This window comes from Stenotrophomonas sp. NPDC047960 (assembly GCF_043204395.1).
Classification (GTDB): domain Bacteria; phylum Pseudomonadota; class Gammaproteobacteria; order Xanthomonadales; family Xanthomonadaceae; genus Stenotrophomonas.
On the sequence record NZ_JBIDBX010000001.1, the window covers coordinates 965,624 to 987,973 of the forward strand.

Sequence of the window (22,350 nt, forward strand, 5' to 3'; positions counted from 1 at the left end):
CCTCGATGACCCGCACTGCTGCCTGGCTGGCCTGCCTGCTGTTGATGTCCGCACCTGCCTGGGCCAGCGAGGCTACCGTGAACGGCAAGGTCTACCAGGAGCGCGACGGCAAGCCTGGCCGTGGTCCCACCGACCCGGCCCTGGCGGGGGTGCAGGTCTCCAACGGTGAACAGATCGTGCGCACCGCGGCCGACGGCAGCTACAGCCTGCCGGTGCGCGATGGCCAGACAGTGTTCGTGATCAAGCCCGAGGAATTCCGTTTCCCCGCCGCTGACAACGGCATGCCCAGCTACTGGCGACACTACGCCCCGCAGGGTTCGCCGCAACTCAAGTACGACGGCATCGCCGCAACCGGCGCCAATGTGCGCAACTGGGATTTCGCGCTGGAGCCGGACAAGGATGCCGATGCCGCCCGGGCCGGCTTCGAGATGCTGGTGTTCACCGATCCGCAGACCGCCAGCCGCCAGGACGTGGGCTACTACCGGCGCGCCATCGTCGAGCCGATCATCGGCAAGCATCCGGCGCGGCTGGGCACCACGCTGGGCGACATCGCCAACGACGATCTGTCCCTGTACCCGCAGATCAACAAGGCCACCGCCCAGTTGCAGGTGCCGTGGTTCCATGTGCCGGGCAACCACGACCTGGACATGGATGCCGGGGACGACCGCCATTCGCTGGACAGCTGGCGCGCGGTCTATGGCCCGGACACCTACGCGGTGGAAGAGGGCGGTGCCAGCTTCGTGTTCCTGGATGACGTGGTCTACGACCCCACCGCGAAGCCAAAGTACATCGGCGGCCTGCGCCCGGACCAGTTCACCTTCCTGGCCAACTACCTCAAGAGCGTGCCGCGTGATCGCCTGCTGGTGCTTGGCATGCACATTCCACTGTTCGATGCCGCGTCTGGCCGCGAGACCTTCCGCCACGCCGACCGCACGCGCCTGTTCGCCCTGCTCAAGGATTTCCCGAACGTGCTGGTTCTCAGTGGGCACAGCCACACCCAGCAGCACTACTACCACGGTGCGGCCGAAGGCTGGCAGGGCAGCAAGCCGCTGCATGAGTACAACGTGGGCGCGGCCTGCGGTGCGTTCTGGTCAGGGGTGAAAGACAGCAGCGGCATTCCCGATGCCACGATGAGCGACGGGACGCCGAATGGCTACGCAGTGCTCACGGTGAAGCTTGGCGGCGAATACGGCCTGCGCTATTACGTGGCGCGTGCCCCGGATGATTACCAGATCGCCCTGCACGCGCCCAAGGTGCTGCGCAGGGGCGCCTATCCGGCCTGGGGCGTGTACGCCAACGTGTTCATGGGCCAGGCCGACACGCTGGTGGAGTACCGCGTCGACGATGGCGCGTGGCAGAGCATGAAGCGTGTGGAGCAGCCGGACCCACGCGTGATGGTCGAGAACGTCGCCGACGACACCGCCGAACGCCTGCGCGGTTTCGACCGCTCGCCCGAAGCCACGCCCTCGCCGCACCTCTGGCGGGGCGTGCTTCCGACCGATCTGCCCGCCGGCGACCACAAGGTGGACGTGCGGGCCGTCCACGCGGACGGCCCGACCGCAACGGCCAGCACCACCTACCGCCTCCAGGCTGCCAATCCGTAACCCCGGGGCGCAATACGCTTCGGTACGGCGCGTACTGCTTTGCAAAGCCAACACGATCACCGAAAATTCCGGCAATGACATCGAATCCACCCAAGGCCTGCGCGTGAGCGTCGTAACACCGTTCCCGGACGCGCATCCGGGCCACCCGCGCCCGGGTCCAGCAGGCGACACGTTGATCGTCGCCGACGTGGGCGGCACCTATGCACGCCTCGCCTTGGCGGAGGTGGTACCCGGGCAGGCGCCACGCATCTGCAACCTTCGCCGTTTTGCCTGCGCCGAGTTCCCCAGCCTGGCCGCCATCCTTGCCGCGTTCCGGGCCTCGCAGCACCTGGCGCCGGCCACCGCCGTGGTGGCCATCGCCGGGTTGCTGGAAGGCGACCACCTGGTCAACACCAACCTGCCGTGGCCGGTCTCCGTGGCGGACACGCGCCGCGATGCCGGGCTCGCCACGCTGGACCTGATCAACGACTTCGAAGCGGTCGCGTACGCGATCCCGCACGTCGCCCCTGAGACGCTGGTGGCATTGAACAGCCAACCGGCCGACGGCAGCCGCTGGCCCGCCCTGGTACTGGGCCCGGGCACGGGGCTGGGCGGTGCACTGCGTTTTGAAGCCGGTGCGCGTGCCGTGCTCGCCAGCGAGGCTGGCCACGCCGCGCTCGGCGCCGGCAATGCGCTGGAACTGCAGGTGCTGCAGCAGATGCTGGCGCGCTGGGAGCACGTGGACAACGAGCGCATCCTGTCCGGCAGCGGCCTCATGAACCTGTATCCATGCCTGTGCGGAATTCGCGGGGTGGAACCGCAGTGGGCCACGCCGGAAGCCCTGATCACCGCCGCGAATGCGGGCGATGACGCACTGGCGGTTGAAACGATGGAGGTGTTCTGCGGCTGGTTGGGCAGCCTGGCCGGCGACCTGGCGGTGACCTTCGGCGCGCGCTCGGTGTACCTGGCCGGCGGCATCTCCAGCCACGTGGCGCGCTTCCTCGACGATGGCCACTTCCGCAGCCGTTTCCTGGCCAAGGGTGTGATGCGCCGGGTGCTGGAGCAGGTGCCCGTGTGGCGCGTCGAACATGGTGAGCTGGGCGTCGTCGGCGCTGCCGTATGGCACGCCGAACATCGCTGCGCGGCCGCATAGGCATTCTTTTCCCGGCCCTCCCGGGCCGGTTGATGGCGTTGGGAGAGCAACGAGTGACTGATCGCAGGCAATTCCTCCAGGCCAGTGCGCTGGCCGCAGGTGTCATGGCATTCCCACGCGTGCAGGCGCAGGCCAGCGGCCGCGCGCGGGTGGTGTCCACCTGGGATTTCGGCGTAGGGGCGAACCAGGCGGCGTGGAAGGTGTTGTCCACCGGCGGCAGTGCGCTGGACGCGGTGGAAACCGGGGCGCGCTGGGCGGAAAGCGAGCTGTGCAATCCCACGGTGGGGCGTTGCGGCAATCCGGACCGTGACGGAGTCCTGAGCCTGGATGCGAGCATCATGGCCGGCGATGGCCGGTGTGGCTCGGTGGCCGCGTTGAGCGACATCCTGCATCCGGTATCCGTCGCGCGCAAGGTGATGGAACAGACCCCCCACGTGATGCTGGTGGGCGAGGGCGCCCAGCAGTTCGCCATGCAGCAGGGCTTCAAGCGCGAGAAGCTGCTCACCGCGGCTGCCGAAACCTCCTGGCGCGAGTGGTTGAAGACCGCGCAGTACACGCCCGAGATCAATGCCGAACGACGCACCCGTCCGGGCGACAGCAGCAACCACGACACGCTGGGCATCCTCGCCATCGACAGCCAGGGCCAGCTGGCCGGTGCCTGCACCACCAGCGGCATGGCGTGGAAGCTGCACGGTCGGGTGGGCGACAGCCCGATCATCGGTGCCGGCCTGTACGTGGACAATGATGTCGGCGCGGCAACTGCCTCGGGCGTGGGCGAGGAAATGATCCGCAACGCAGCGTCATTCCTGGTGGTCGAACTGATGCGCCAGGGCCGCTCTCCGGCAGAAGCCTGCCGCGAAGCGATCGCACGGGTGGTACGCAAGCGACCCGAAGCCAGCAAGACGCTGCAGGTCTGCTTCCTTGCGTTGGACCGCAATGGCGAGGTCGGCGCGTACGCATTGCATCGCGGTTTTGTCTACGCGGTCTGCGACAAGGACCGCCAGGATGACCTGCGCGATTCGGCCTCGGTATACACCAGCGGGCAGACCTGAGCATGCTGCGGCATACCCTTGAGATCGCCTCGAATTCGGTGGCATCTGCGCTCGCAGCGCAGCAGGGCGGTGCCGACCGCATCGAGCTGTTCGACAATCTGGCCGAGGGCGGCACCACGCCGTCCCACGGCAGCATCGCGGTGGCGAGGGATCGGTTGCAGATACCGCTGTTCGTGCTGATCCGACCACGTCCGGGCGACTTCCGCTACGACGCCCTGGAGACCGACATCATGCTGCGTGACATCGCGCAATGCCGGCAGCTGGGTTGCGAGGGGGTGGTGATCGGTGCGCTGGATGCGGACGGCGACATCGACACCGCGCTGTGCCGCGAGCTGGTCGCCGCCGCCGGGCCGCTGGGCGTGACCTTCCACCGCGCCTTCGACGCCGCACGCGACCTGCCAGCGGCATTGGAGCAGGTGATCGCACTAGGCTGCCAGCGGGTGCTGAGCTCCGGTGGCAAGGCCAGCGCGGAAGCAGGCAGTGCGATGCTGGCCCAGTTGGTCGCGCAAGCAGGTGATCGCCTGTCGGTGATGGCGGGCGCGGGCATTGCCCCGGGCAACGTCGCCCGTATCGCGACAGCCACCGGATGCCGTGAACTGCATGCATCTGCCAAGGCGACTCGCGTTTCCGGGATGCGTTATCGCAATGCCGACCTGCGTGGCCTGGACAACGACCGGACGCAGACAGATGCCAACATCGTGGCTGGGTTGCGCACTGCGCTGGACGGTTTCGTCTCGTAAGGCAACAGCAACAGCAACAGCAGCGTTTCCAATGCTACGAGCAGGGAGGCAGTCGGGCAGCCCCTTACGGGACACGCCGCAAGTACGTCCTTGTAGGCTTGGCAAAAACATCCATGTTTTTGACAGTCCCTACAGGGGCTGCCCGCCTGCCTCCCTCCATAAGTGGTCGCGGGCGGATAGCAAAATCAGACACGCGTGGCGTGTCCCTACGCGGTGTCGCTGGTAGGTTCGGTTCCCGAACGAACACACGGAACGCACCAACGTCCGGTAACGCATGGAATTGATCGGCACCGCCGTTGACCGTCCCGTGGCCCCCAACGCACCCGCCGGCCCAGCTCAGGCCATGCGCAGGCCCACAGGCTGTTCGCCCAAATGCATGAGGCAGCCACGCAGGTGAACTGACCCCCATACCCGCCGGCCCTGCACGCGTACGCGCAGACTACGGCTTCTGCGTTGCGTACCGACCAACGGTCGGCACCAACCAAACCCAAGAAAAAACGACAACCGCCTATGCAAGCGCGGTTGTCGTGGAGGAGCGTTGCCCCCGCCCGAAGGCGGGGTAGGATTGACGCTTAGAACTTGTAGGTCGCGCCGAAGTACAGCTGGCGGCCCGAGTACAGGCTGGAGATCAGACGGGCATCGGTATCGTTGCCGAGGTGGATGCGCTGTTCTTCCTTGGTGGCATTCAACACGGAGGCGGTGAAGGTCAGCGCGTCGGTGAAGTTGTAGGCCACGTTGAGGTCGAGCTGTGCGTACGGCTCGGTGTACTCGGTCATGCCACCGTTCAGGCCGCCGACCACTTCGCCGCGGCGGTTGTACGAGGCACGCGCCAGGAACTTGTCGCTCTCGTAGAACACCGTCACGTTGGCCTGGTTCTTGGCACTGCCGACCAGCGGCGACGAACCAATGCTCTCACCGTCAAGCACGATCGAAGCCAGGTTGGTGTCGTTGTAGGTGTAGTTGGCCTGCACGCCGAAGCCCATGTCGAACGTGTACTGGCCGTACAGTTCCACACCCTGCGAGACGCCATCGCGACCGTTGGCCTGGGTCTCGTAATCCTGCACCGTGACCGACTCACCACCGACCACCATCTGCACGTCACGCACCACCGGCACCGTGAAGTTGTCCACGTTCTTGCGGAACAGGCCGATGCCCGCCACCGCGCCCGGCTGGAAGTACCACTCCAGGCCGACGTCGAACTGCGTTGCTTCGAACGGCTCCAGGTCCTTGTTGCTGCCGTGGCCCTGCCAGCCTTCCTGCGGTGCACCACCAGCGACGCGGCGATCATTCACGTACTCGGCGCTGAAGTAGCTCAGCGCGCCCGGTGCCGCGATGCTGGTGTAGCTCGGACGGGCAATGACCTTGGAGGCCGCGCCGCGCAGCACCAGATTGTCGGTGATGTCCCAGGCGATGTTGAAGCTCGGCAGGAAGTCGGTATAGGTCTTGTCCGTGCCGATCAGCTCGAACGACTTCTGGCGTGCCAGGCTGTCGGGCAGGCGGATGAAGCCGCTTTCGCACCCGTAGTTCGGGAACGCCGCTGCGGCCGGGTCGTTGCACGACATCGGCGCGCCCGAGGCGTTGTCCAGGAAGTAGTCGTTGAAGCGCTCGATCGAATCGCTCGACTGCGCGAACTGCTCGGTACGCACCACGCGCACGCCCACGTTGCCGCGCAGGCGCTCGGTACGGAAGTTGGCCTGGAAGTAACCGGCGTACACCTTTTCGTTGACGTTGTAGACGAAGTCGTCTTCGGTGCGGTTGTGCGAACCGCCGTAGCGATCGTTGAGGTAGTTGATGTACGCCGGGTAATCGATGCCCGGGAACACGTTGGCGTCGAAACCGCCACGGATGCCGGAGATCGGGTTGGACAGGAAGAAGCCCGGCTGCGCGATGCCCGCGGTATTGTCACAGCCTGCCTGATAGCGGTTGTTGTCGTAGTCGGCCGGGTCGGTGCCCTGGCACACCCAATAGGTATTGCCGGTATTGCGGTGGACCTTGCCATCACTGTACTTGGCGCCGAACTGGAACGAATCCAGCCAGCCGCTCTCGAACAGCTTGGTGAAGTCGGCCTGGAAGTGGTTCTGCTTGACCTCCGTCTGCATCCACGACGAATCGGTCGAGCCGGTGTCCACTTCAGCAATGCCGTTCATCAACTGCTGCTGCAGGTCGGGCGAGAACGTGGCCGACGGCGTGCCGGTCAGGTCCCATGCCGAATACTGGTTGCCGGTCTGCCACACGCCATCGACACGGCGGCGGGGCTTGGCCGACATGCGGAAGTTCATCGACGGGCCACCTTCGGACCACGTGCGGCCACCGCTGAACGATGCCTTCCACAGCGGGCTGATGTCCCAGTCGATGCTCAGGTCGGCCGTCTGCGACAGCGCCTTTTCGCGGCTGTAGCCGCCGGTCAGCTGCGGGGTGGGGATGGTGCAGTCGTCCGGACCCCAGCCACCCGGGGCCAGGCCGGCCGCTGCGGCCTCGTCTTCGCTGCAGTAGTAGGCCTTGCCGGGAATCTTCTCGAACTGCGCACCGGTGACGATGCTGCCGCTCGGGTCCATGGTCAGCCCGTTCAACAGGCGACCACCGGCCCAGTTGCCGTCCTGGTTGTAGCGCGCCATGTTCCATTCCGGAATCTTCAGCATGTTCTGGGTGTAATCACCCTCCAGCTCGAAGCGGAAGTAGTTCGCGGTCAGCGTAACGTTGTCGGTTGGCTTGAACTGGAAGGTGAACTGGCCACCCTTGCGCTCGCGCTCTTCTTCCTTGACGGCGAAGTTCACCGAGGTGGGCATGAAGAAATCAGTGTAGTTGCGGCCGTTCTGGTCGTTGAAACCGGAGTTGCCCCACCAGTAGTTCACGCCGCCCTGGTTCATCAGGTTGCCGTTGACATCACGCGCGGTGGTGTCGGTGCCGTACCACTGGTAGTTCTCGGTGGTGGCTTCCATGGTGCGGCTGGTGCGCTTCTGCTGGGTCACGCCGACCAGCACGCCGAAGCGCTCATCTTCGCTGTGCCAGGAATACAGCGCCGACGCCTGCGGATCCACGTCCTGGCTGGTGTCCGAGGACGTGCCTTCCAGATTGACGTAGCCGGAGTTGGATTCCATTTCCAGCGGGCGGCGGGTGTGCAGGATGACCGTACCGCCGATGCCGCCTTCGTCGATGCGCGCTTCGGGCGACTTGAACAGCTCGGCGCTGGACAGCATGTTCGACGGCAGCAGGGTGTAGTTGAACGAACGGCTCGCCTCGTCATTGGTTTCCGAGGTGGCGATGTAGTTGCCGTTCAACTGGGTCAGGGTCAGGTCCGGGTCAAGACCGCGCACGCTGACGCTCTTGCCTTCGCCGCCGTCACGGGTGATCACCACGCCTGGCACGCGCTGCAGTGAATCGGCGACGTTCTTGTCGGGGAACTTGCCCACGTCCTCGGCGGTGATCACTTCGACCACGGCGTTGGCGTCGCGCTTCTGCTGCAGGCTCTTTTCGATCGCGTAGCGGTAGCCGGTTACCTGCACACTGTCGAGCGTGGTCGCCGAGGTGGCCTCGGATGGCGTCGTGGCCTGCTGGGCAAAGGCGGCAGCCGGCACGAAGGCGGCGGTGGCCAATGCGAAGGTGATGGCGGCCGACAACGCGTCGCGGCCGTACTTGCGGGACATCTGGTTCATTCCACTCTCTCCCTTGGATTGAATCGTTTGGCTGACACGTTGTATCGATCTAAATTCGGAGGCCCAGGTGGGCGGATTTCTGGTTGCCCAGCCCGCCATGGCCGGTTCTGTGACGGTTTCGGGTTGGATCGATCTAAACCGTTGGCAGCGAATTTTTAACACGGTCGGCGCAGGGAAGCATGCTGCTGCGCAATATGGACGGCGAGGGGGCAGGTGTGTATATGCGCCTTGGACAGGCAGACCCTATGTTGCGGCGCAGAATGCACATCTCAATTTGTCCATGGTTTACTTAAATCGATCTAAATTCACGTCACCGTGACTTTGGAGCGATCCAAACCATAGGACCCACTGCATGCGCCGATTGCCGTCCCGCCTCGCCCTTCCGCCCCTGCGCCGCCCGCTGGCGGGCCTGGCCTGCCTGGCCGTGCTGGCCTTCACCCCGATGCTGCAGGCCGCCCCGGCCGCGCTCGAGCGGGAGGTCAACACCTTCATCGGCAGCAAGGATGACGGCAATACGTTCCCCGGTGCTTCGGCCCCGTTTGGCCTGATCCAGGTCAGCCCGATCGGCGAGCACTATGCCGGTTGGCGCTACGACGACCCCAAGATCCGCGGCTTCGGCCATTCCTTCCTGTCCGGCGCCGGCTGCTGGGAGCAGGGCGGCCAGGTCTCGGTGCTGCCGGTCACCGGCACCATCGGCCCGGGCGGTGATTTCGATACCGACAACGCCAAGAGCTTCGACCACAAGGCCTATGCCTCCGGTTACACCCACGAAGGCGAGGTCGGCCAGGCCGGCTACTACAAGGTGCGCCTGACCAGCTACGGCGGCATCGACGCCGAAGCCACTGCGCGCACCCGCGCCGCCGCCGAGCGCTACACGTTCCCGGCCGACGCCGGCACCGGCCATGTGCTGGTCAACGTGGGCCAGGCCAACGAGCGCCATTCGGTGATCGGCAGTGTCATTGATGTGGTCGGCGACCGCGTGGTCGAAGGCAAGCTGGTCACCAAGAGCTTCTGCGGTGGCCACCAGTACACCACCTGGTTCCGCATCGAATTCGACCGCCCCTTCAAGGCCCATGGCACCTGGGGCGAGGGCGGTGGCCTGCCCGGCGCCCGCCATGGCATGGAAGGCGAGCTCAAGCCCAGCGGCGCGTGGCTGAGCTTCGACCTGTCCAAGGGCCGCGCGGTAACCGCCGTCAGCGCGATTTCGCACGTGGACGCCGACGGCGCACGCGCCAACCTGCGCAGCGACGGCATGCAGGACGGCCGCCTGCTCGGCTTCGAGCGCATGCGCACCCTGGCGCAGCAGCAGTGGCGCAGGGAACTGTCCACCGTGCGCGTGGACAGCAAGCATGCCGACGACCGCACCGTGCTCTACACCGCGCTGTACCACGCGCTGCTGCAGCCGCTGACCGGGAGCGATGCCGACGGCCGCTACCGTGGCTATGACGACAACATCCACCGTGCCGACGGCTGGACCTACTACGAGTATTTCTCGCTGTGGGATACCTACCGTGCGCAGAACCAGTGGCTGGCGCTGACCCGCCCGCAGGTGACCAGGGATATCGGCCGCAGCCTGCTGGCCATCAACGAGCAGGGCGGTTGGCTGCCGCGCTGGGGCTACGCGAACTTCGAAACCAACATCATGACCGGCGATCCGGTCACCCCGTTCATGGTCGACCTGTGGCGCTTCGGCGCGCTTGCCGGGCGCGAAGCCGAGGCCTACACGGCACTGCGGCGCAATGCGTTCGAGCTGCCGCCGATGAACTCGCGACATGCCGGCCGCTCGGGCAACCCGGGCTATGTGGAGAACGGCTACGTTGCCTACGACCGCGCCTTCCCGTCCAAGGGCATGGATGTCGATCCGCACCACGGCGGCTCGGCCACGCTGGAATATGCACTGGCCGACTGCGCGCTGGCGCAGATGGCCGATGGCCTGGGCCACACCGACGATGCCGGCGTGCTGCGCCAGCGCGGCCGCAACTGGCAGAAGGTGTGGGACCCCAGTGTGCGCGACGAGGAAACCGGCATGAGCGGATTCCCGCGCCCGCGCATGGAGGATGGCAAGTGGTACCTGCCGGCCGACGGGCATTACAGCCCGCGTTCGCACCACGGGTTCCATGAAGGCACCGCGTGGCAGTACCAGTGGCTGGCCCAGCAGGACATCCCCGGCCTGGTCCAGGCCATGCACGGCCGCGACAACGCCGGCAAGCGCCTGGATGCCTTCTTCGCCTACGACGCCCTGCTGCAGTCGCCGCTGCAGGCCGCCCGCAAGGAATGGGTGGTGGGCCCGTACAGCTACTACAACCAGTACCGCTACAACCCCAACAACGAGCCGGACCTGCACGCCCCGTGGATGTACACGCTGATCGGCCAGCCGTGGAAGACCGCCACCGTGGTGCGCGCCGCGCAGCAGCTGTTCACCAACGCGCCCAACGGCGTCACTGGCAACGATGACCTGGGCACCATGTCGGCGTGGTACCTGTTCAGCGCGCTGGGCCTGTACCCGGCGGTGCCGGGCAGCGGCGAGTTCCTGCTGCACACCCCGCGCTTCGCCAAGGTCGAGGTCGATCTCGGCCAGGGCCGCACGCTGCGCCTGCAGGCACCCGGTGCCGACGGCCGCAAGCTGCAGTACGTGCAGGGCGTGCAGGTCGATGGCCAGGCGCATGCCCCGGTCTGGCTGGACTGGAACCGCCTGCAGCAGGGCGGCACCATCGCCTACACCCTGGGCGACACCGCACCGGAAACGGGTTGGGGTACCCAGGTCGGCGCCCTGCCGGTGTCGTACTGCGCCACCCCGGGGGCCGCGCTGGAATGAGCCCGCAGGCAGCGATCCGTTGACCGATGTGATCGTTTAGGCTTGCAGGACCATGAGGACGCCGACGCCACGATGAAAAAGGACACTTCCGCTGCCAAGGGAACCCGCGCCAGCACGCCCCGTGCCGGTGCCGCACGTGCGGTCACCGTGACCGACATCGCCGATGCCATCGGCGTGTCGCGCGCCACGGTGTCGCTGGTGCTGCGGGGCAGCCCGCTGGTCAATGTCGACACCCGCGCGCGGGTGGAGGCCGAACTGCGCCGGCAGCGCTATGTGTATAACCGGGGCGCAGCCAACCTGCGCCGCCGGACCTCGACCAGCGTGGCACTGGTCATCAACGACCTGTCCAACCCGTTCTTCGCCGAATTCGCGTCCGGCGTCGACGAGGCGCTGGGCGCGAAGGGCTACGTGACCCTGCTGGGCAGCACCGGTGAATCGCCGGTGCGGCAACAGGCGGTGCTGACCACGCTGATGGAGCACACCCCGGCCGGCCTCATCCTGTCGCCCGCCGAGGGCAGCGATGCCACCGAGGTGCGCCAGGCCGTGGGCTATGCCAACGTGCTGCTGTTCAACCGCGAGCTCAAGGGCGGCGACTGGGATTTCCTCACCCTGGACAACCAGCAGGGTGCTTACCTGGCCACCCGCCACCTGATCGAACAGGGTCATCGCCGTATCGCCTTCTTCGGCGGCCATGCCGAGTCCAGCTCCTGCCACCAGCGCCGCACCGGCTATGCGCAGGCGTTGGCCGAAGCGGGCCTGTCGGTGCAGCAGGACTGGCTGATCGAATCGGCGCCCAACCGACTCGAAGCCGCAGCGCGTTCAGGCGAGCTGTTCGCCGGCGACGTGCCCACCGCGGCGGTCTGCTACAACGACACCGTGGCCCTGGGCCTGATGCTGGGCCTGGCGTCCCGCGGCGTGCAGCCCGGCCGCGATTTTGCGGTCACCGGTTTCGATGACATCTCCGAAGCAGCGGTCGCCTTGCCGCCGTTGACCACCCTTACCGTCAATCCGCGCGAGCGCGGCCGCCAGGCGGCCGAACTGCTGTTGCAGCGGCTGGACGATCCCACCGCCGCACCGCGCCATACCGTGGCGCCGGTGCAGCTCCGTATCCGTGACAGCAGCGGCCCCGCCGTCGGCTGATCCCGTTCCCTTTCACCTGCCCGCGCATTGAGGCGCGTTACGCATGCCCATTTCTCCAATGCATCGCCCGCCGACATCGTCATCCGCCGCACCCGTGGTCAACACGCGCGTGGCGTTGGCGGTGGCCACCACTATTTTCTTCATGTGGGGCTTCCTGACCTGTCTGAACGACATCCTGATTCCGCACCTGAAGGCGGTGTTCGAACTGAACTACGCCAAGGCGATGCTGGTGCAGTTCACCTTCTTCGGTGCGTACTTCCTGATGTCGCTGCCCGCCGGTCGGCTGGTGGCGTACCTGGGCTACAAGAAGGGCATCGTCGCCGGCCTGGCCATCGCCGCGGTGGGCGCGCTGGGCTTCTGGCCGGCCGCCGAACTGCGGGTATATGAAGCGTTCCTCGGCGCGCTGTTCGTGCTGGCCACCGGCATCACCGTGCTGCAGGTGGCCGCCAACCCCTACGTGGCGCTGCTGGGCCCGGAACAGACCGCATCGAGCCGCTTGACCCTGGCGCAGGCGTTGAACTCGCTGGGCACGGCGATCGCGCCGATCTTCGGTGGCCTGCTGATCCTCGGCAACACGGTCAAGAGCGCGGATGAGTTGAACGCGCTGGGCGCGGCCGAACAGCTGGCCTATCGAACCCAGGAAGCGCAGTCGGTGCAGGGTCCGTACGTGGGCCTGGCGATCGCGCTGGCGCTGCTGGCGGTGTTTGTGTACCTGTTCCGCCTGCCCGCGCTGAATGAAACCACCGAACAGGCAGACCCGGTCAAACACACCCTGATGGATGCGCTGCGCCACCGCCATGTGACCTTCGGGGTGCTGGGCATCTTCTTCTACGTCGGTGCGGAAGTATCCATCGGCAGTTTCCTGGTCAACTACCTCTCCATGCCCAACATCGGTGGGCTCACCGAACAGCAGGCCACCGGCTATGTGTCCGCGTACTGGACCATGGCGATGATCGGTCGCTTTGCCGGTTCGGCGATCATGACCCGGTTCTCGCCGCGCCGCCTGCTGACGCTGTTCGCTGCAGCGAATGCCGCGCTGCTGGCCGTGACCCTGGCCAGCGAAGGACACGTGGCGATGTACTCGGTGGTGGCCATCGGCCTGTTCAACTCGATCATGTTCCCGACCATTTTCGCGCTCAGCATCGAGCGCCTGGGCGCGCTGACCAACAAGGCCTCCAGCCTGCTGATCATGGCCATCGTCGGTGGCGCGATCATTCCGTTCCTGCAGGGCCTGCTGGCCGACCGTATCGGCCTGCACCTGTCTTTCATCCTGCCGTTGCTGTGCTACGGCTACATCCTCTTCTACGGCGTGTGGGGCTCGCGCCCGAGCGCCGGTTTCAGCCAGGGGGGCTGAGCGCGTCATGACCAAGATTGTTTGTTTCGGCGAAATTTTGATCGATCTACTTGCGCAGCCGCCGGCCACGCCGGACACGCCGCGCGCGTTCCTGCAGTACGCCGGCGGCGCCCCCGCCAACGTCGCCGTGGCCGCCGCGCGGCTGGGGGCGGACACCCATTTCGCCGGCATGCTCGGCCAGGACATGTTCGGCGACTTCCTTGCCGAGAGCCTGGCCAGTGCCGGGGTCGCCACCGACTGCATCGTGCGTACCGACGCGGCCAAGACCGCGCTGGCGTTCGTGGCGCTCGACGCGCACGGCGAGCGCAGTTTCAGCTTCTACCGGCCGCCGGCCGCGGACCTGCTGTTCCGCGCGGAGCATTTCAGCCCGGCCTGTTTCGACGGCACCCGCAGTTTCCATGTGTGCTCCAACAGCCTGACCGAAGCGGCCATCGCCCAGGCCACGCTGCAGGGCATGCAGCGCGCCCGCGCCGCAGGCGCGATGGTCAGCCTGGACCTCAACCTGCGCCCGGCGCTGTGGCCGGCCGATGTCGACCCGACCGCGCAGCTGTGGGAAGCGCTGCTGCTGGCCGACCTGGTCAAGCTCTCGCGCGAAGAGCTCGAGTACCTGGCCGCGCCGCTGGGCGCCGACGGCAGTGCGGTGGTCATCCAGCGCCTGCTCGCTGCCCATGCGCAGGCGGTGGTGGTCACCGATGGCGCCGCCCCGATGCGCTGGCACACCCGCCATGGCAACGGCGTGGTGACCGGCTTCCAGGTGCATACCGTGGACACCACCGCCGCAGGCGATGCGTTCGTGGGCGGGCTGCTGTTCGCGCTCGGTGAGCGCGGTGCCGATGGCGATGCGTTTGTCGACTTCTGCCGCGACGCGGCCGGCCTGCAGGACGCCATCCGTTTCGGCGCTGCCGTCGGCGCGCTGGCCGTGACCCGCAAGGGCGCGTTCGCCGCGATGCCGAGCCTGGCCGATGTCCAGACACTGCTGCAGCAACAACAGGAAACCGCCGCATGACCACCGCCATTCCCGCCCAGCCTGATTTCCGTTCGCCGGAATTCCTGCGCGCGCACATCGCGCAGAGCATGGCGTTCTACCAGCCGCACGAGATCGACCCCAACGGCGGCTTCTTCCACTACTACCTGGACGATGGCACGGTCTACGACGCCAGCCACCGCCACCTGGTGAGCAGCACCCGGTTCGTGTTCAACCACGCCATGGCCTACCGTGAATTCGGCAAGGCGGACGACCTGAAGGCAGTCGAGCACGGCATCCGCTACCTGCGCGAGGTGCACCGCAACCCGGCCACCGGCGGTTATGCGTGGACCCTGCGCGATGGCGTGGTCGAAGATGCCACCAACCACTGCTACGGCGTGGCCTTCGTGCTGCTGGCCTACAGCTGCGCGCTGAAGGCCGGCATCGGCGAAGCACGTGCGTGGATGGATGAGACCTGGGAACTGCTGGAAAAGCGCTTCTGGGAACCCGGGTTCGGTCTGTACAAGGACGAAGCGGACGCCGACTGGAACTTCAGCGACTATCGCGGCCAGAACGCCAACATGCACATGTGCGAAGCGATGCTGGCTGCGTTCGAGGCCAGTGGCGAAGCCCGCTACCGCGACCGCGCGCTGCTGCTGGCCGACCACATGACCAGGCGCCAGGCCGCGCAGGGCGAGGGGCTGGTGTGGGAGCACTACGACCCGCAGTGGCAGATCGACTGGAACTACAACCTCGACAACCCCAAACACCTGTTCCGACCCTGGGGCTTCCAGCCCGGCCACCAGACCGAGTGGGCCAAGCTGCTGCTGATCCTGGACCGCCACGTTCAGGCCGACTGGCTGGTGCCGACCGCGCGGCACCTGTTCGATACCGCAGTGGAGCGCAGCTGGGACGAGGAACGCGGCGGCCTGTACTACGGCTTCGCGCCGGACGGCACGGTGTGCGACGACGACAAGTACTTCTGGGTGCAGGCCGAATCGCTGGCCACCGCCGCGCTGCTGGCTGCGCGTACCGGTGACGCGGTGTACTGGGACTGGTACGACAAGCTCTGGGCGTATGCCTGGCAGCACATGATCGACCACCAGTACGGCGCGTGGTACCGCATCCTGGACGCCGACAACCGCAAGTACAGCAACGAAAAGAGCCCGGCCGGCAAGACCGACTACCACACCATGGGCGCGTGCTACGAAGTACTCAACGTGGTGCGTTGAGTTGACCTTACAGTGAGGCGATGCATGAAGCGTTGGGCGTGGAGCGTTGGTCTGGTTCTGTTGCTTGCGCTTCATGCGCTGCCCGCGGGCGCCGCGCAGCTGCGGGCGCAGTGGTCGTTCCGGCTGCTGCCGGGCAACGTGCAGCTGAAGGCGCATCCGGAGGCGGGCCAGTGGCGGCCCGCGACGGTGCCGGGGTCGGTGCACACCGACCTGCTGGCGCACGAACTCATTCCGGACCCGTATGCCGGTGCGCCCGAAGCCGGGTTGCAGTGGATCGGCTTGGCCGACTGGGAGTACCAGGCCCGCTTCGACGTGGACGCCGCTACCCTGGCCGACACGCATGCGGAACTGGCGTTTGAGGGCCTGGATACCTTCGCGGAAGTGAGCCTCAATGATCGGGCGCTGCTGCGCGCCGACAACAGCCACCGCACCTGGCGGGCGCGGGTGGATGGGCAGCTGAAGCCCACCGGCAACGTGTTGCGGATCGTGTTCCGTTCGCCAATCGCCACGCTGCTGCCCGGCGTGCAGGCGATGCCGCACAAGATCGCCGGCAATTACCCCTCGCCCTACGGCGATGAGCCGCGCGATGCGATGGTCGGCAACTTCGTGCGCAAGCCGGGATATCACTTCGGCTGGGACTGGGGCCCGCGTTATGTGACCGCCGGGATCTGGCGCCCGGTGCAGCTGGAAAGATGGAACGCGCAGCGGATCACCGACGTTGCCGTGCAGACGCTGGCGCTGGATGCGCGCCGTGCGGACCTGAAGGTTGAGGTGGAGGTGGACAGCGCCGCTGCGCGCAGTGTTCCGCTCAGCGTCTCCTTCATTGATCCGGACGGTCGCGTAGCTGCCACGGTGGAAAAGACGGCGGCGCTGCGCGCCGGCCAACAGCGGGTGTCGGTGCCGGTGACGCTGGACCGCCCGCGCCGCTGGTGGCCGGTTGGCCATGGCGAGCAGGCGCGCTACACCGTGCGCGTGGTTGCCGCGGCGGGTACCCCGGATGCAATGGAGTACGCCATGCGCACCGGGCTGCGCACGGTGGCGCTGCGGCGCGAGAACGACGCCCAGGGCGGCCAGGGCTTCGCCTTTGTCATCAATGGCGTGCCGATCTTCGCCAAGGGCGCCAACGTGATTCCGTTCGACATGTTCCCGGCCCGGGTCGATCCGGCTCGGATCCGCCGCGAGCTGACCGCCGCGCGCGACGCCAACATGAACATGCTGCGCAACTGGGGCGGTGGCTACTACGAGGACCACGCGTTCTACGACATCGCCGACGAACTGGGCCTGCTTGTCTGGCAGGATTTCATGTTCGGCGGCGGCATGCAGCCCGGCTATGACCCGGCGTTCCGCGCCAACGTGGTGGCCGAAGCGCGCGACAACGTGCGCCGGCTGCGCGCGCATCCCAGCGTGGTGCTGTGGTGTGGCAACAACGAAGAAGAAACCGCGTGGAAGGATTGGGGCCATGGTCGCGACCTGAAGGCGGCCGATCCCGCATTTGCCGAACGCGTCTGGCAGGGCTACGTCGACCTGTTCGGCAACGACCTGCGCAGCGTGGTGGCCGAAGAGGGACTGGGCGTGCCGTACTGGTCCAGCTCGCCGAGCAACGACCTCGATACGGTGGCCAATGATTCCACCCGTGGCGACAAGCATTACTGGCAGGTATGGGGTAACCCGGCGCTGCCGGTGCAGGCCTACCTGCGCGAAACCCCGCGGTTCATGTCCGAATACGGGCTGCAGGCGTGGCCGGCGCTGCGCACGCTCGAAGGCATCATCCCGGCGGACGAGCTGCGCGTGGACAGCGCCACCGTACGCGCGCACCAGAAGTTCATGGCGGGCGAGGGCAACCAGCGCCTGCTGCAGTACGTGGAGCGCGAGTTCGGCACGCCGCGCGATTTCCCCGATTTCGTCTACCTGAGCCAGGTGATGCAGGCAGAAGGCATCGCGCTGGCCGCGCTGCACCACCGCGCCTCACGGCCTTACACGATGGGCTCGCTGTACTGGCAGCTCAACGACGTGTGGCCGGGCGCGTCCTGGTCCAGCATCGATTACGCCGGGCGTTGGAAAGCGCTGCATTTCCATGCAAAGCGGTTCTTCGCCGACCATGCCGTGGCGGCGTTGCGTGACGAAGGCGTCACCCGGATCAGCCTGCTCAATGACCTGCAGCAGCCGCTGAAAGCGCAGTGGCGGTTGCGGGTGATGGATGTGGATGGCCGCCAGATCTCGACGCAGCAGCATGCGGTAACGGTGCCGGCGCTGTCGGCGCTGGACGTCGGGCGCTTCACCGACGCCCAGCTGCTTGGCACGGCGGATCCAACGCGTACGGTGGCCGTGGTTGAACTGCGTGATGGCACGCGCGTACTGTCGCGCCAAGTGGTGTACTTCGCTGCGGCCAAGCACATGCAGTTGCCGAAAACGAATATCGAAACGCGCTGGGTGCGGGATGGCGACGATACCGTGCTGGAGCTGCGTTCTGCGCAGCTGGCGCGTGGCGTGTGGGTGATGTTCAACGGGTTGGATGCGACCCTGGACGACAATGCGGTAGACCTGGTTCCAGATGAACCCGTGCGTATTCGGGTCAAGGCAGACGCGGACCTTGAATCCCTGAGCAGGGCCCTGCAGCTGCGCTCGGTAGCAGATGCCATGGCGGTTGACTGACAATCACATCCAACGCCGGGCAGAGTCGCAGCATAGGGAACAGTCACACCGCCCCGGCCGTGGGCTGAGGTATTGCGATGGGGATCACAGATGTGCTCAGGTCCGAGAGTGCGTCGGCTTAGGCTCTTGTTTCGTTGATATGCGGGCGTAGTGTCCACTCATCAGAGCCGTGACCGCCAACGCCAAACTCAACGAGGTGGATCATGAAAACCGCATCACTCTTTCTGCTTGTCTCAATCGCTCTGGCAAGTCCGGCCAGGGCCGACGCTCCAGACCTCCTGGACGGCGTTGCGCAACTGGACGATGCCAACAGTCGCGCATTGATGCAGCGGGAGATTGCTGGGCGACTTGCCAGAATCAAAAGTGAGGCTGACCTTCAGTCGTACCTGGAAGCGAATCGCACAACCCCGACCCCATTGGACCTGTTGTCACCAGGCGCGAAGAGGCGCTTCATCGACAGCCTTGTCTTCACGCGCAATGGCTTGGGTAGCTTCACGTACGCCGACATCCGCAACGAACTTACGTTGTCAGAGGCATATCAGGTTCTCTCCCTCTTCGGACGGGAAGCAACAGCGGCTTCAATTCGGGGGATCAGGATCGAAAGCGAGGAGGATCATTTGATTTCACGTGCAGCAGCTGGACTCCGCAACACGGATTACATGGATTACTGGTGCCGCACGACCTCGACGTGTACTCGGAAGCTTGAAGACATCTGTGTCGCCCCCGGTTGCTGAACTGTGCAGGTCTGACGCCCAGTGGCCGCCATGAAAGAACGCTTTCTCTTCGGCTTTGTTGCTTGCCTGGTATCATCGTTGGGCGGCGCTCAGGAGATATCCGGAGCAGAGGAAAATTTCAACAAGTAATACGCCGAAGTGAGAAGGATTGACGGTTCGGAGGCGTCTGCGGCAGCCAGGGAGGTGAGCAGGCTATACGAAGCCTTCTACCCTGCCGTCTCCAGGGCAGAGGGCATGGTGAGCGCTTCCCCGGAGGCGCTTCACTTTCTGATACGTGCAGCGGGTGCGAAGAACTTCTACACACATGACGCGCATAGTGTTTCCGTCATCCGCTCGGCATTGAAGGCTCTCGAGTCAATCGGAAAGAGCGATCGAGGGGATTGGGACGTCTATTTCCGTTCGCTCATTCTCACCCGTGATTTTGAGGAAGCTCGACGGGCTCAGGCTGGCCGGAACGACTGGCTTCCTGCTGTTCCCTTTATCGAGCGGGGGCAAGAGCCTGCGCCTGGCGAAGCAATCGTGTGGCGAGTAGACACTGCCTCGAATACCCTCGTGCGCGAAGGAGCAGGTCTATCCACAGGCTTTCATCTTGTGGTGGTGTCCCACCCTGCATGCAAGTTCTCCAGAGCAGCAATGCATGCATTCGAACGTGACCCGGCTCTGCAGGGTCTACCCGCGACCTGGATAGTTCCGCCTCAACGCGACCTGGATTTTGACCTGGTGGGTGACTGGAACTCCATGCATCCCACCATTCCTCTGGTGCTGACGGACAAGGTTTCGCAGTGGAACTTTGAATACTGGTCGACCCCAACCTTCTATGTGCTCAAGGATGGCGAGCCGATTCGTCACCGCGCGGGATGGGCACTGGACGGCAGCGACCGGAGCACAATGATCGAGTTCATGGCCGAAGAGTCGGAACCGAGCCGGCAGTCAACGGCGCGACACTGACTCAACGGCGGAAGTGCGTGCGCGGGTGCTGCCGCACCCACCGCTGCATCGAAGTACTCTGTCAGAGCACTATCTGCTGGAAGTTCTCCACGCGGTCATGGCCGTGCGTGGCTCCGCCGGTGCGCGGTAGCGGGTAGTCGTCCAGGCGGTCGAGCAGGCGGGTCTGCAGGCCCGCTTCACGCGCGGCATCCAGCTCTTCCACCACATCCGACAGGAACACGATCTGCCCGGCCGGCACGCCGATGGCCTTGACGATGTTGCGGTAGCTTTCCGCCTCGCGCTTGCCGCCGATCTCGGTGTCGAACCAGCCCGACACCAGCCCGGTCAGGTCACCGGCCTCGCTGAAGCCAAAGAACTGCTTCTGCGCCGGCACCGAGCCGGACGAATACACGTACAGCGGCTTGCCTTCGGCATGCCAGCCGCTCAGCACCGGCGCCACTTCCGGATAGAAGTGCGCCTTGTACTCGCCGTTGCGGTAGCCGTCTTCCCAGATCATGCCCTGCAGCGCCTTCAGCGCCGTGTGCTTGCGGTCCTGGTCGATCCAGCCCTGCAGCGTTTCCACGATCAGGCTGTCCTCGCAGGCTCCGCCGATCTCCACCGCCACCGCATCCAGCCAGCGACGCACCTCCGGCCGCTGGCCGTGCGCGGCAACGAACGCCGGCAGCGCCTTGCGCGCATACGGAAACAGCACGTTCTTCACGAACGAAATGCTGCTGGTGGTGCCTTCGATGTCGGTGAGGATGACAGTGGGGTGGGGCATGGATCAGGACGCCTTGGTCGGAACGTAACGGGGGAATTTCTGCGCGATGTCGGTGCCGGTGAAGTGCCCGACCCAGCCATCCGGCTCGGTGAAGAAGCGGATCGCCACGAAGCTCGGCTCATCGCCCATGTCGAACCAGTGCGTGGTGCCATCCGGCACCGCGATCAGGTCGTTCTTCACGCACTCGATCTCGTAGACCTTGTCGTCCACGTGCAGCGTGAACAGCCCCGACCCGGCCACGAAGAAGCGGACCTCATCTTCCTTGTGGAAGTGCTCGTCCAGGAACTTCTTCCGCAGCTCGGCGCGGTTGGGGTTGTCCGGCGCGATCGAGGCCACGTCCACGCTCTTGAAGCCGCGCTGGGCCACCAGCCGGTCGATGTCGCTGCGGTAGGCGGCGAACACCTCGTCCTGGCTCGCCCCCGGCGCCACCTCATGGGCCGCCTGCCAGCGTTCGAAGGTCACCCCGATCTTCTCCAGCTCGGCGGCAATCAGCGCGCCGTCCTGGGTATCCAGCAGCGGGGAAGTGGGTTCATTGTGGTCGTAAATGCGCAGTCGGCTCATGGCGGCAGCTTGAACGGCGAGGGGACCTGAAAGAGTATCAGCGGCCGGCCCTGAATGGGGGCGCGACCTGATGACGCTGCGGCATGTCGCTCAGGGCCCGCGCAGCTTGCGCAGCTCCAGCTCGCAATGCAGCAGGAACTCGAACGCCTCCATGTGCCGGCGCGCCTCGGCCATGTCCCGGCCCCACGCATACAGGCCATGCCCGTCGATCAGATAGCCCCACATGCAGCCTTCATCCAGCTTGGCCTCGACCTTGGCGGCCAGCTCATCCATGTCCTGGGTGTTGGCGAACACCGGCACGTCCACCGCCGTCTCATGGGTGCTGTTGCCATGGAAGGCCTTCAGCAGCTCATACCCCTCCAGCCGGATATGCCCATTGGCCGCATACAGCCGCGAGGCAATGGTCTGCACCGGCGAATGGGTATGCAGCACGCAGCCGATCTCCGGGAACCGGCGATACAGCTGCGTATGCAGCAGCGTCTCGGCAGAAGGACGCTGCGGCCGGCCCACGGCCTTGCCGTCGAAGTCCACCACCATGATGTCGTCCTCGATCAGGCGGCCCTTGTCCTTGCCGGACACCGTGATCGCCGCATGCCGGTCATCCAGCCGGTGCGAGAAATTGCTGCTGGTCGCCGGCGTCCACCCGGCCTGGGCCAGTTCGCGGATGTTGTCGATCAGCACCTGGGCCAGTTCGCTCAGACGAGCCGTGTCGTAGGGGGCGTTGTTCATGGCGGGCATTTTAACGGCGTCTGGCGTTAAAAGCAGGTTCCCGGTCGGGCCAGGGTGTCACGACCAACGGTCGTGACCTACCGCTTTGGCCCTTGGCACCGTCACCCGTAGCGTGTCCAAGGGTGGGGCGGGTTGGGTTTGCGGGGGTGTGAGCCGCATGGATGCGGCGACCAAGCCCCCAAGGATGGGTTTACGGCGTCCCCCGCAAACCCCACCCCACCCCCCCCAAACCCCGGTAAACGCCGAGCCCACCCGCAGGCGGAGGGCGGTGCCGGTGTTG

General features: G+C 65.8%; 16 protein-coding genes. 12 read left to right on the top strand and 4 right to left on the bottom strand.

Annotated elements, in window-relative coordinates:
- The first annotated feature begins 5 nt into the window (after positions 1 to 5).
- The 4 genes from ACGFZ3_RS04655 to ACGFZ3_RS04670 all read left to right on the top strand — a co-directional run bounded on the left by ACGFZ3_RS04655 (position 6) and on the right by ACGFZ3_RS04670 (position 4,528).
- On the top strand, positions 6 to 1,604 hold the full coding sequence (locus ACGFZ3_RS04655) for a calcineurin-like phosphoesterase C-terminal domain-containing protein (RefSeq protein WP_392917023.1): 1,599 nt from the start codon (positions 6 to 8) through the stop codon (positions 1,602 to 1,604).
- A gap of 103 nt (positions 1,605 to 1,707) precedes the next feature.
- Complete coding sequence (locus ACGFZ3_RS04660) at positions 1,708 to 2,736, top strand: glucokinase (RefSeq protein ID WP_392917025.1); 1,029 nt, start codon at positions 1,708 to 1,710, stop codon at positions 2,734 to 2,736.
- Between the two features lie 53 nt (positions 2,737 to 2,789).
- Positions 2,790 to 3,788, top strand: coding sequence for a N(4)-(beta-N-acetylglucosaminyl)-L-asparaginase (locus tag ACGFZ3_RS04665; protein WP_392917028.1), 999 nt, complete (start codon positions 2,790 to 2,792; stop codon positions 3,786 to 3,788).
- 2 nt (positions 3,789 to 3,790) lie between these two features.
- Positions 3,791 to 4,528, top strand: coding sequence for a copper homeostasis protein CutC (locus tag ACGFZ3_RS04670; protein ID WP_392917031.1), 738 nt, complete (start codon positions 3,791 to 3,793; stop codon positions 4,526 to 4,528).
- Between the two features lie 572 nt (positions 4,529 to 5,100).
- On the opposite strand, the gene ACGFZ3_RS04675 is transcribed toward ACGFZ3_RS04670, so the two are convergent.
- On the bottom strand, positions 5,101 to 8,181 hold the full coding sequence (locus ACGFZ3_RS04675) for a TonB-dependent receptor (RefSeq protein WP_392917034.1): 3,081 nt from the start codon (positions 8,179 to 8,181) through the stop codon (positions 5,101 to 5,103).
- 352 nt (positions 8,182 to 8,533) lie between these two features.
- On the opposite strand from ACGFZ3_RS04675, the gene ACGFZ3_RS04680 reads away from it, so the two are divergent.
- From ACGFZ3_RS04680 to ACGFZ3_RS04715, 8 genes are all read left to right on the top strand, one after another.
- Complete coding sequence (locus ACGFZ3_RS04680; RefSeq protein ID WP_392917037.1) at positions 8,534 to 10,996, top strand: GH92 family glycosyl hydrolase; 2,463 nt, start codon at positions 8,534 to 8,536, stop codon at positions 10,994 to 10,996.
- Positions 10,997 to 11,068: 72 nt separating this feature from the next.
- Positions 11,069 to 12,136 (top strand): LacI family DNA-binding transcriptional regulator, encoded by a 1,068-nt coding sequence (locus ACGFZ3_RS04685; protein WP_392917040.1) that lies wholly within the window; start codon positions 11,069 to 11,071, stop codon positions 12,134 to 12,136.
- 43 nt (positions 12,137 to 12,179) lie between these two features.
- A complete protein-coding gene (gene fucP / locus ACGFZ3_RS04690; RefSeq protein ID WP_392917043.1) occupies positions 12,180 to 13,490 on the top strand; it encodes an L-fucose:H+ symporter permease in 1,311 nt (436 codons plus the stop codon).
- A gap of 7 nt (positions 13,491 to 13,497) precedes the next feature.
- Entirely contained in the window at positions 13,498 to 14,496 is a 999-nt protein-coding gene (locus ACGFZ3_RS04695) for a carbohydrate kinase (RefSeq protein ID WP_392917046.1), read from the top strand.
- The gene (locus ACGFZ3_RS04700) at positions 14,493 to 15,686 is read left to right on the top strand and encodes an AGE family epimerase/isomerase (RefSeq protein ID WP_392917049.1); all 1,194 of its coding nucleotides are present in this window, start codon (positions 14,493 to 14,495) and stop codon (positions 15,684 to 15,686) included. Before ACGFZ3_RS04695 ends, ACGFZ3_RS04700 begins: the two co-directional genes overlap by 4 nt.
- Before the next feature lie 24 nt (positions 15,687 to 15,710).
- Positions 15,711 to 18,338, top strand: a complete 2,628-nt coding sequence (locus ACGFZ3_RS04705) for a glycoside hydrolase family 2 protein (RefSeq protein WP_392917052.1) — start codon at positions 15,711 to 15,713, stop codon at positions 18,336 to 18,338.
- 203 nt (positions 18,339 to 18,541) lie between these two features.
- A complete protein-coding gene (locus ACGFZ3_RS04710) occupies positions 18,542 to 19,072 on the top strand; it encodes a hypothetical protein (RefSeq protein WP_392917055.1) in 531 nt (176 codons plus the stop codon).
- Between the two features lie 237 nt (positions 19,073 to 19,309).
- Positions 19,310 to 20,020 carry a hypothetical protein gene (locus ACGFZ3_RS04715; RefSeq protein WP_392917057.1) on the top strand — a complete coding sequence of 237 codons (711 nt, stop codon included), beginning with the start codon at positions 19,310 to 19,312 and terminating at the stop codon, positions 20,018 to 20,020.
- A 61-nt stretch (positions 20,021 to 20,081) separates the two neighbouring features.
- On the opposite strand, the gene mtnC is transcribed toward ACGFZ3_RS04715, so the two are convergent.
- From mtnC to ACGFZ3_RS04730, 3 genes are all read right to left on the bottom strand, one after another.
- A complete protein-coding gene (mtnC, locus tag ACGFZ3_RS04720) occupies positions 20,082 to 20,780 on the bottom strand; it encodes an acireductone synthase (protein ID WP_392917060.1) in 699 nt (232 codons plus the stop codon).
- 3 nt (positions 20,781 to 20,783) lie between these two features.
- Positions 20,784 to 21,341 carry an acireductone dioxygenase gene (locus ACGFZ3_RS04725; RefSeq protein WP_392917063.1) on the bottom strand — a complete coding sequence of 186 codons (558 nt, stop codon included), beginning with the start codon at positions 21,339 to 21,341 and terminating at the stop codon, positions 20,784 to 20,786.
- Between the two features lie 90 nt (positions 21,342 to 21,431).
- Positions 21,432 to 22,070, bottom strand: a complete 639-nt coding sequence (locus ACGFZ3_RS04730; protein WP_392917066.1) for a methylthioribulose 1-phosphate dehydratase — start codon at positions 22,068 to 22,070, stop codon at positions 21,432 to 21,434.
- Positions 22,071 to 22,350 lie beyond the last annotated feature (280 nt).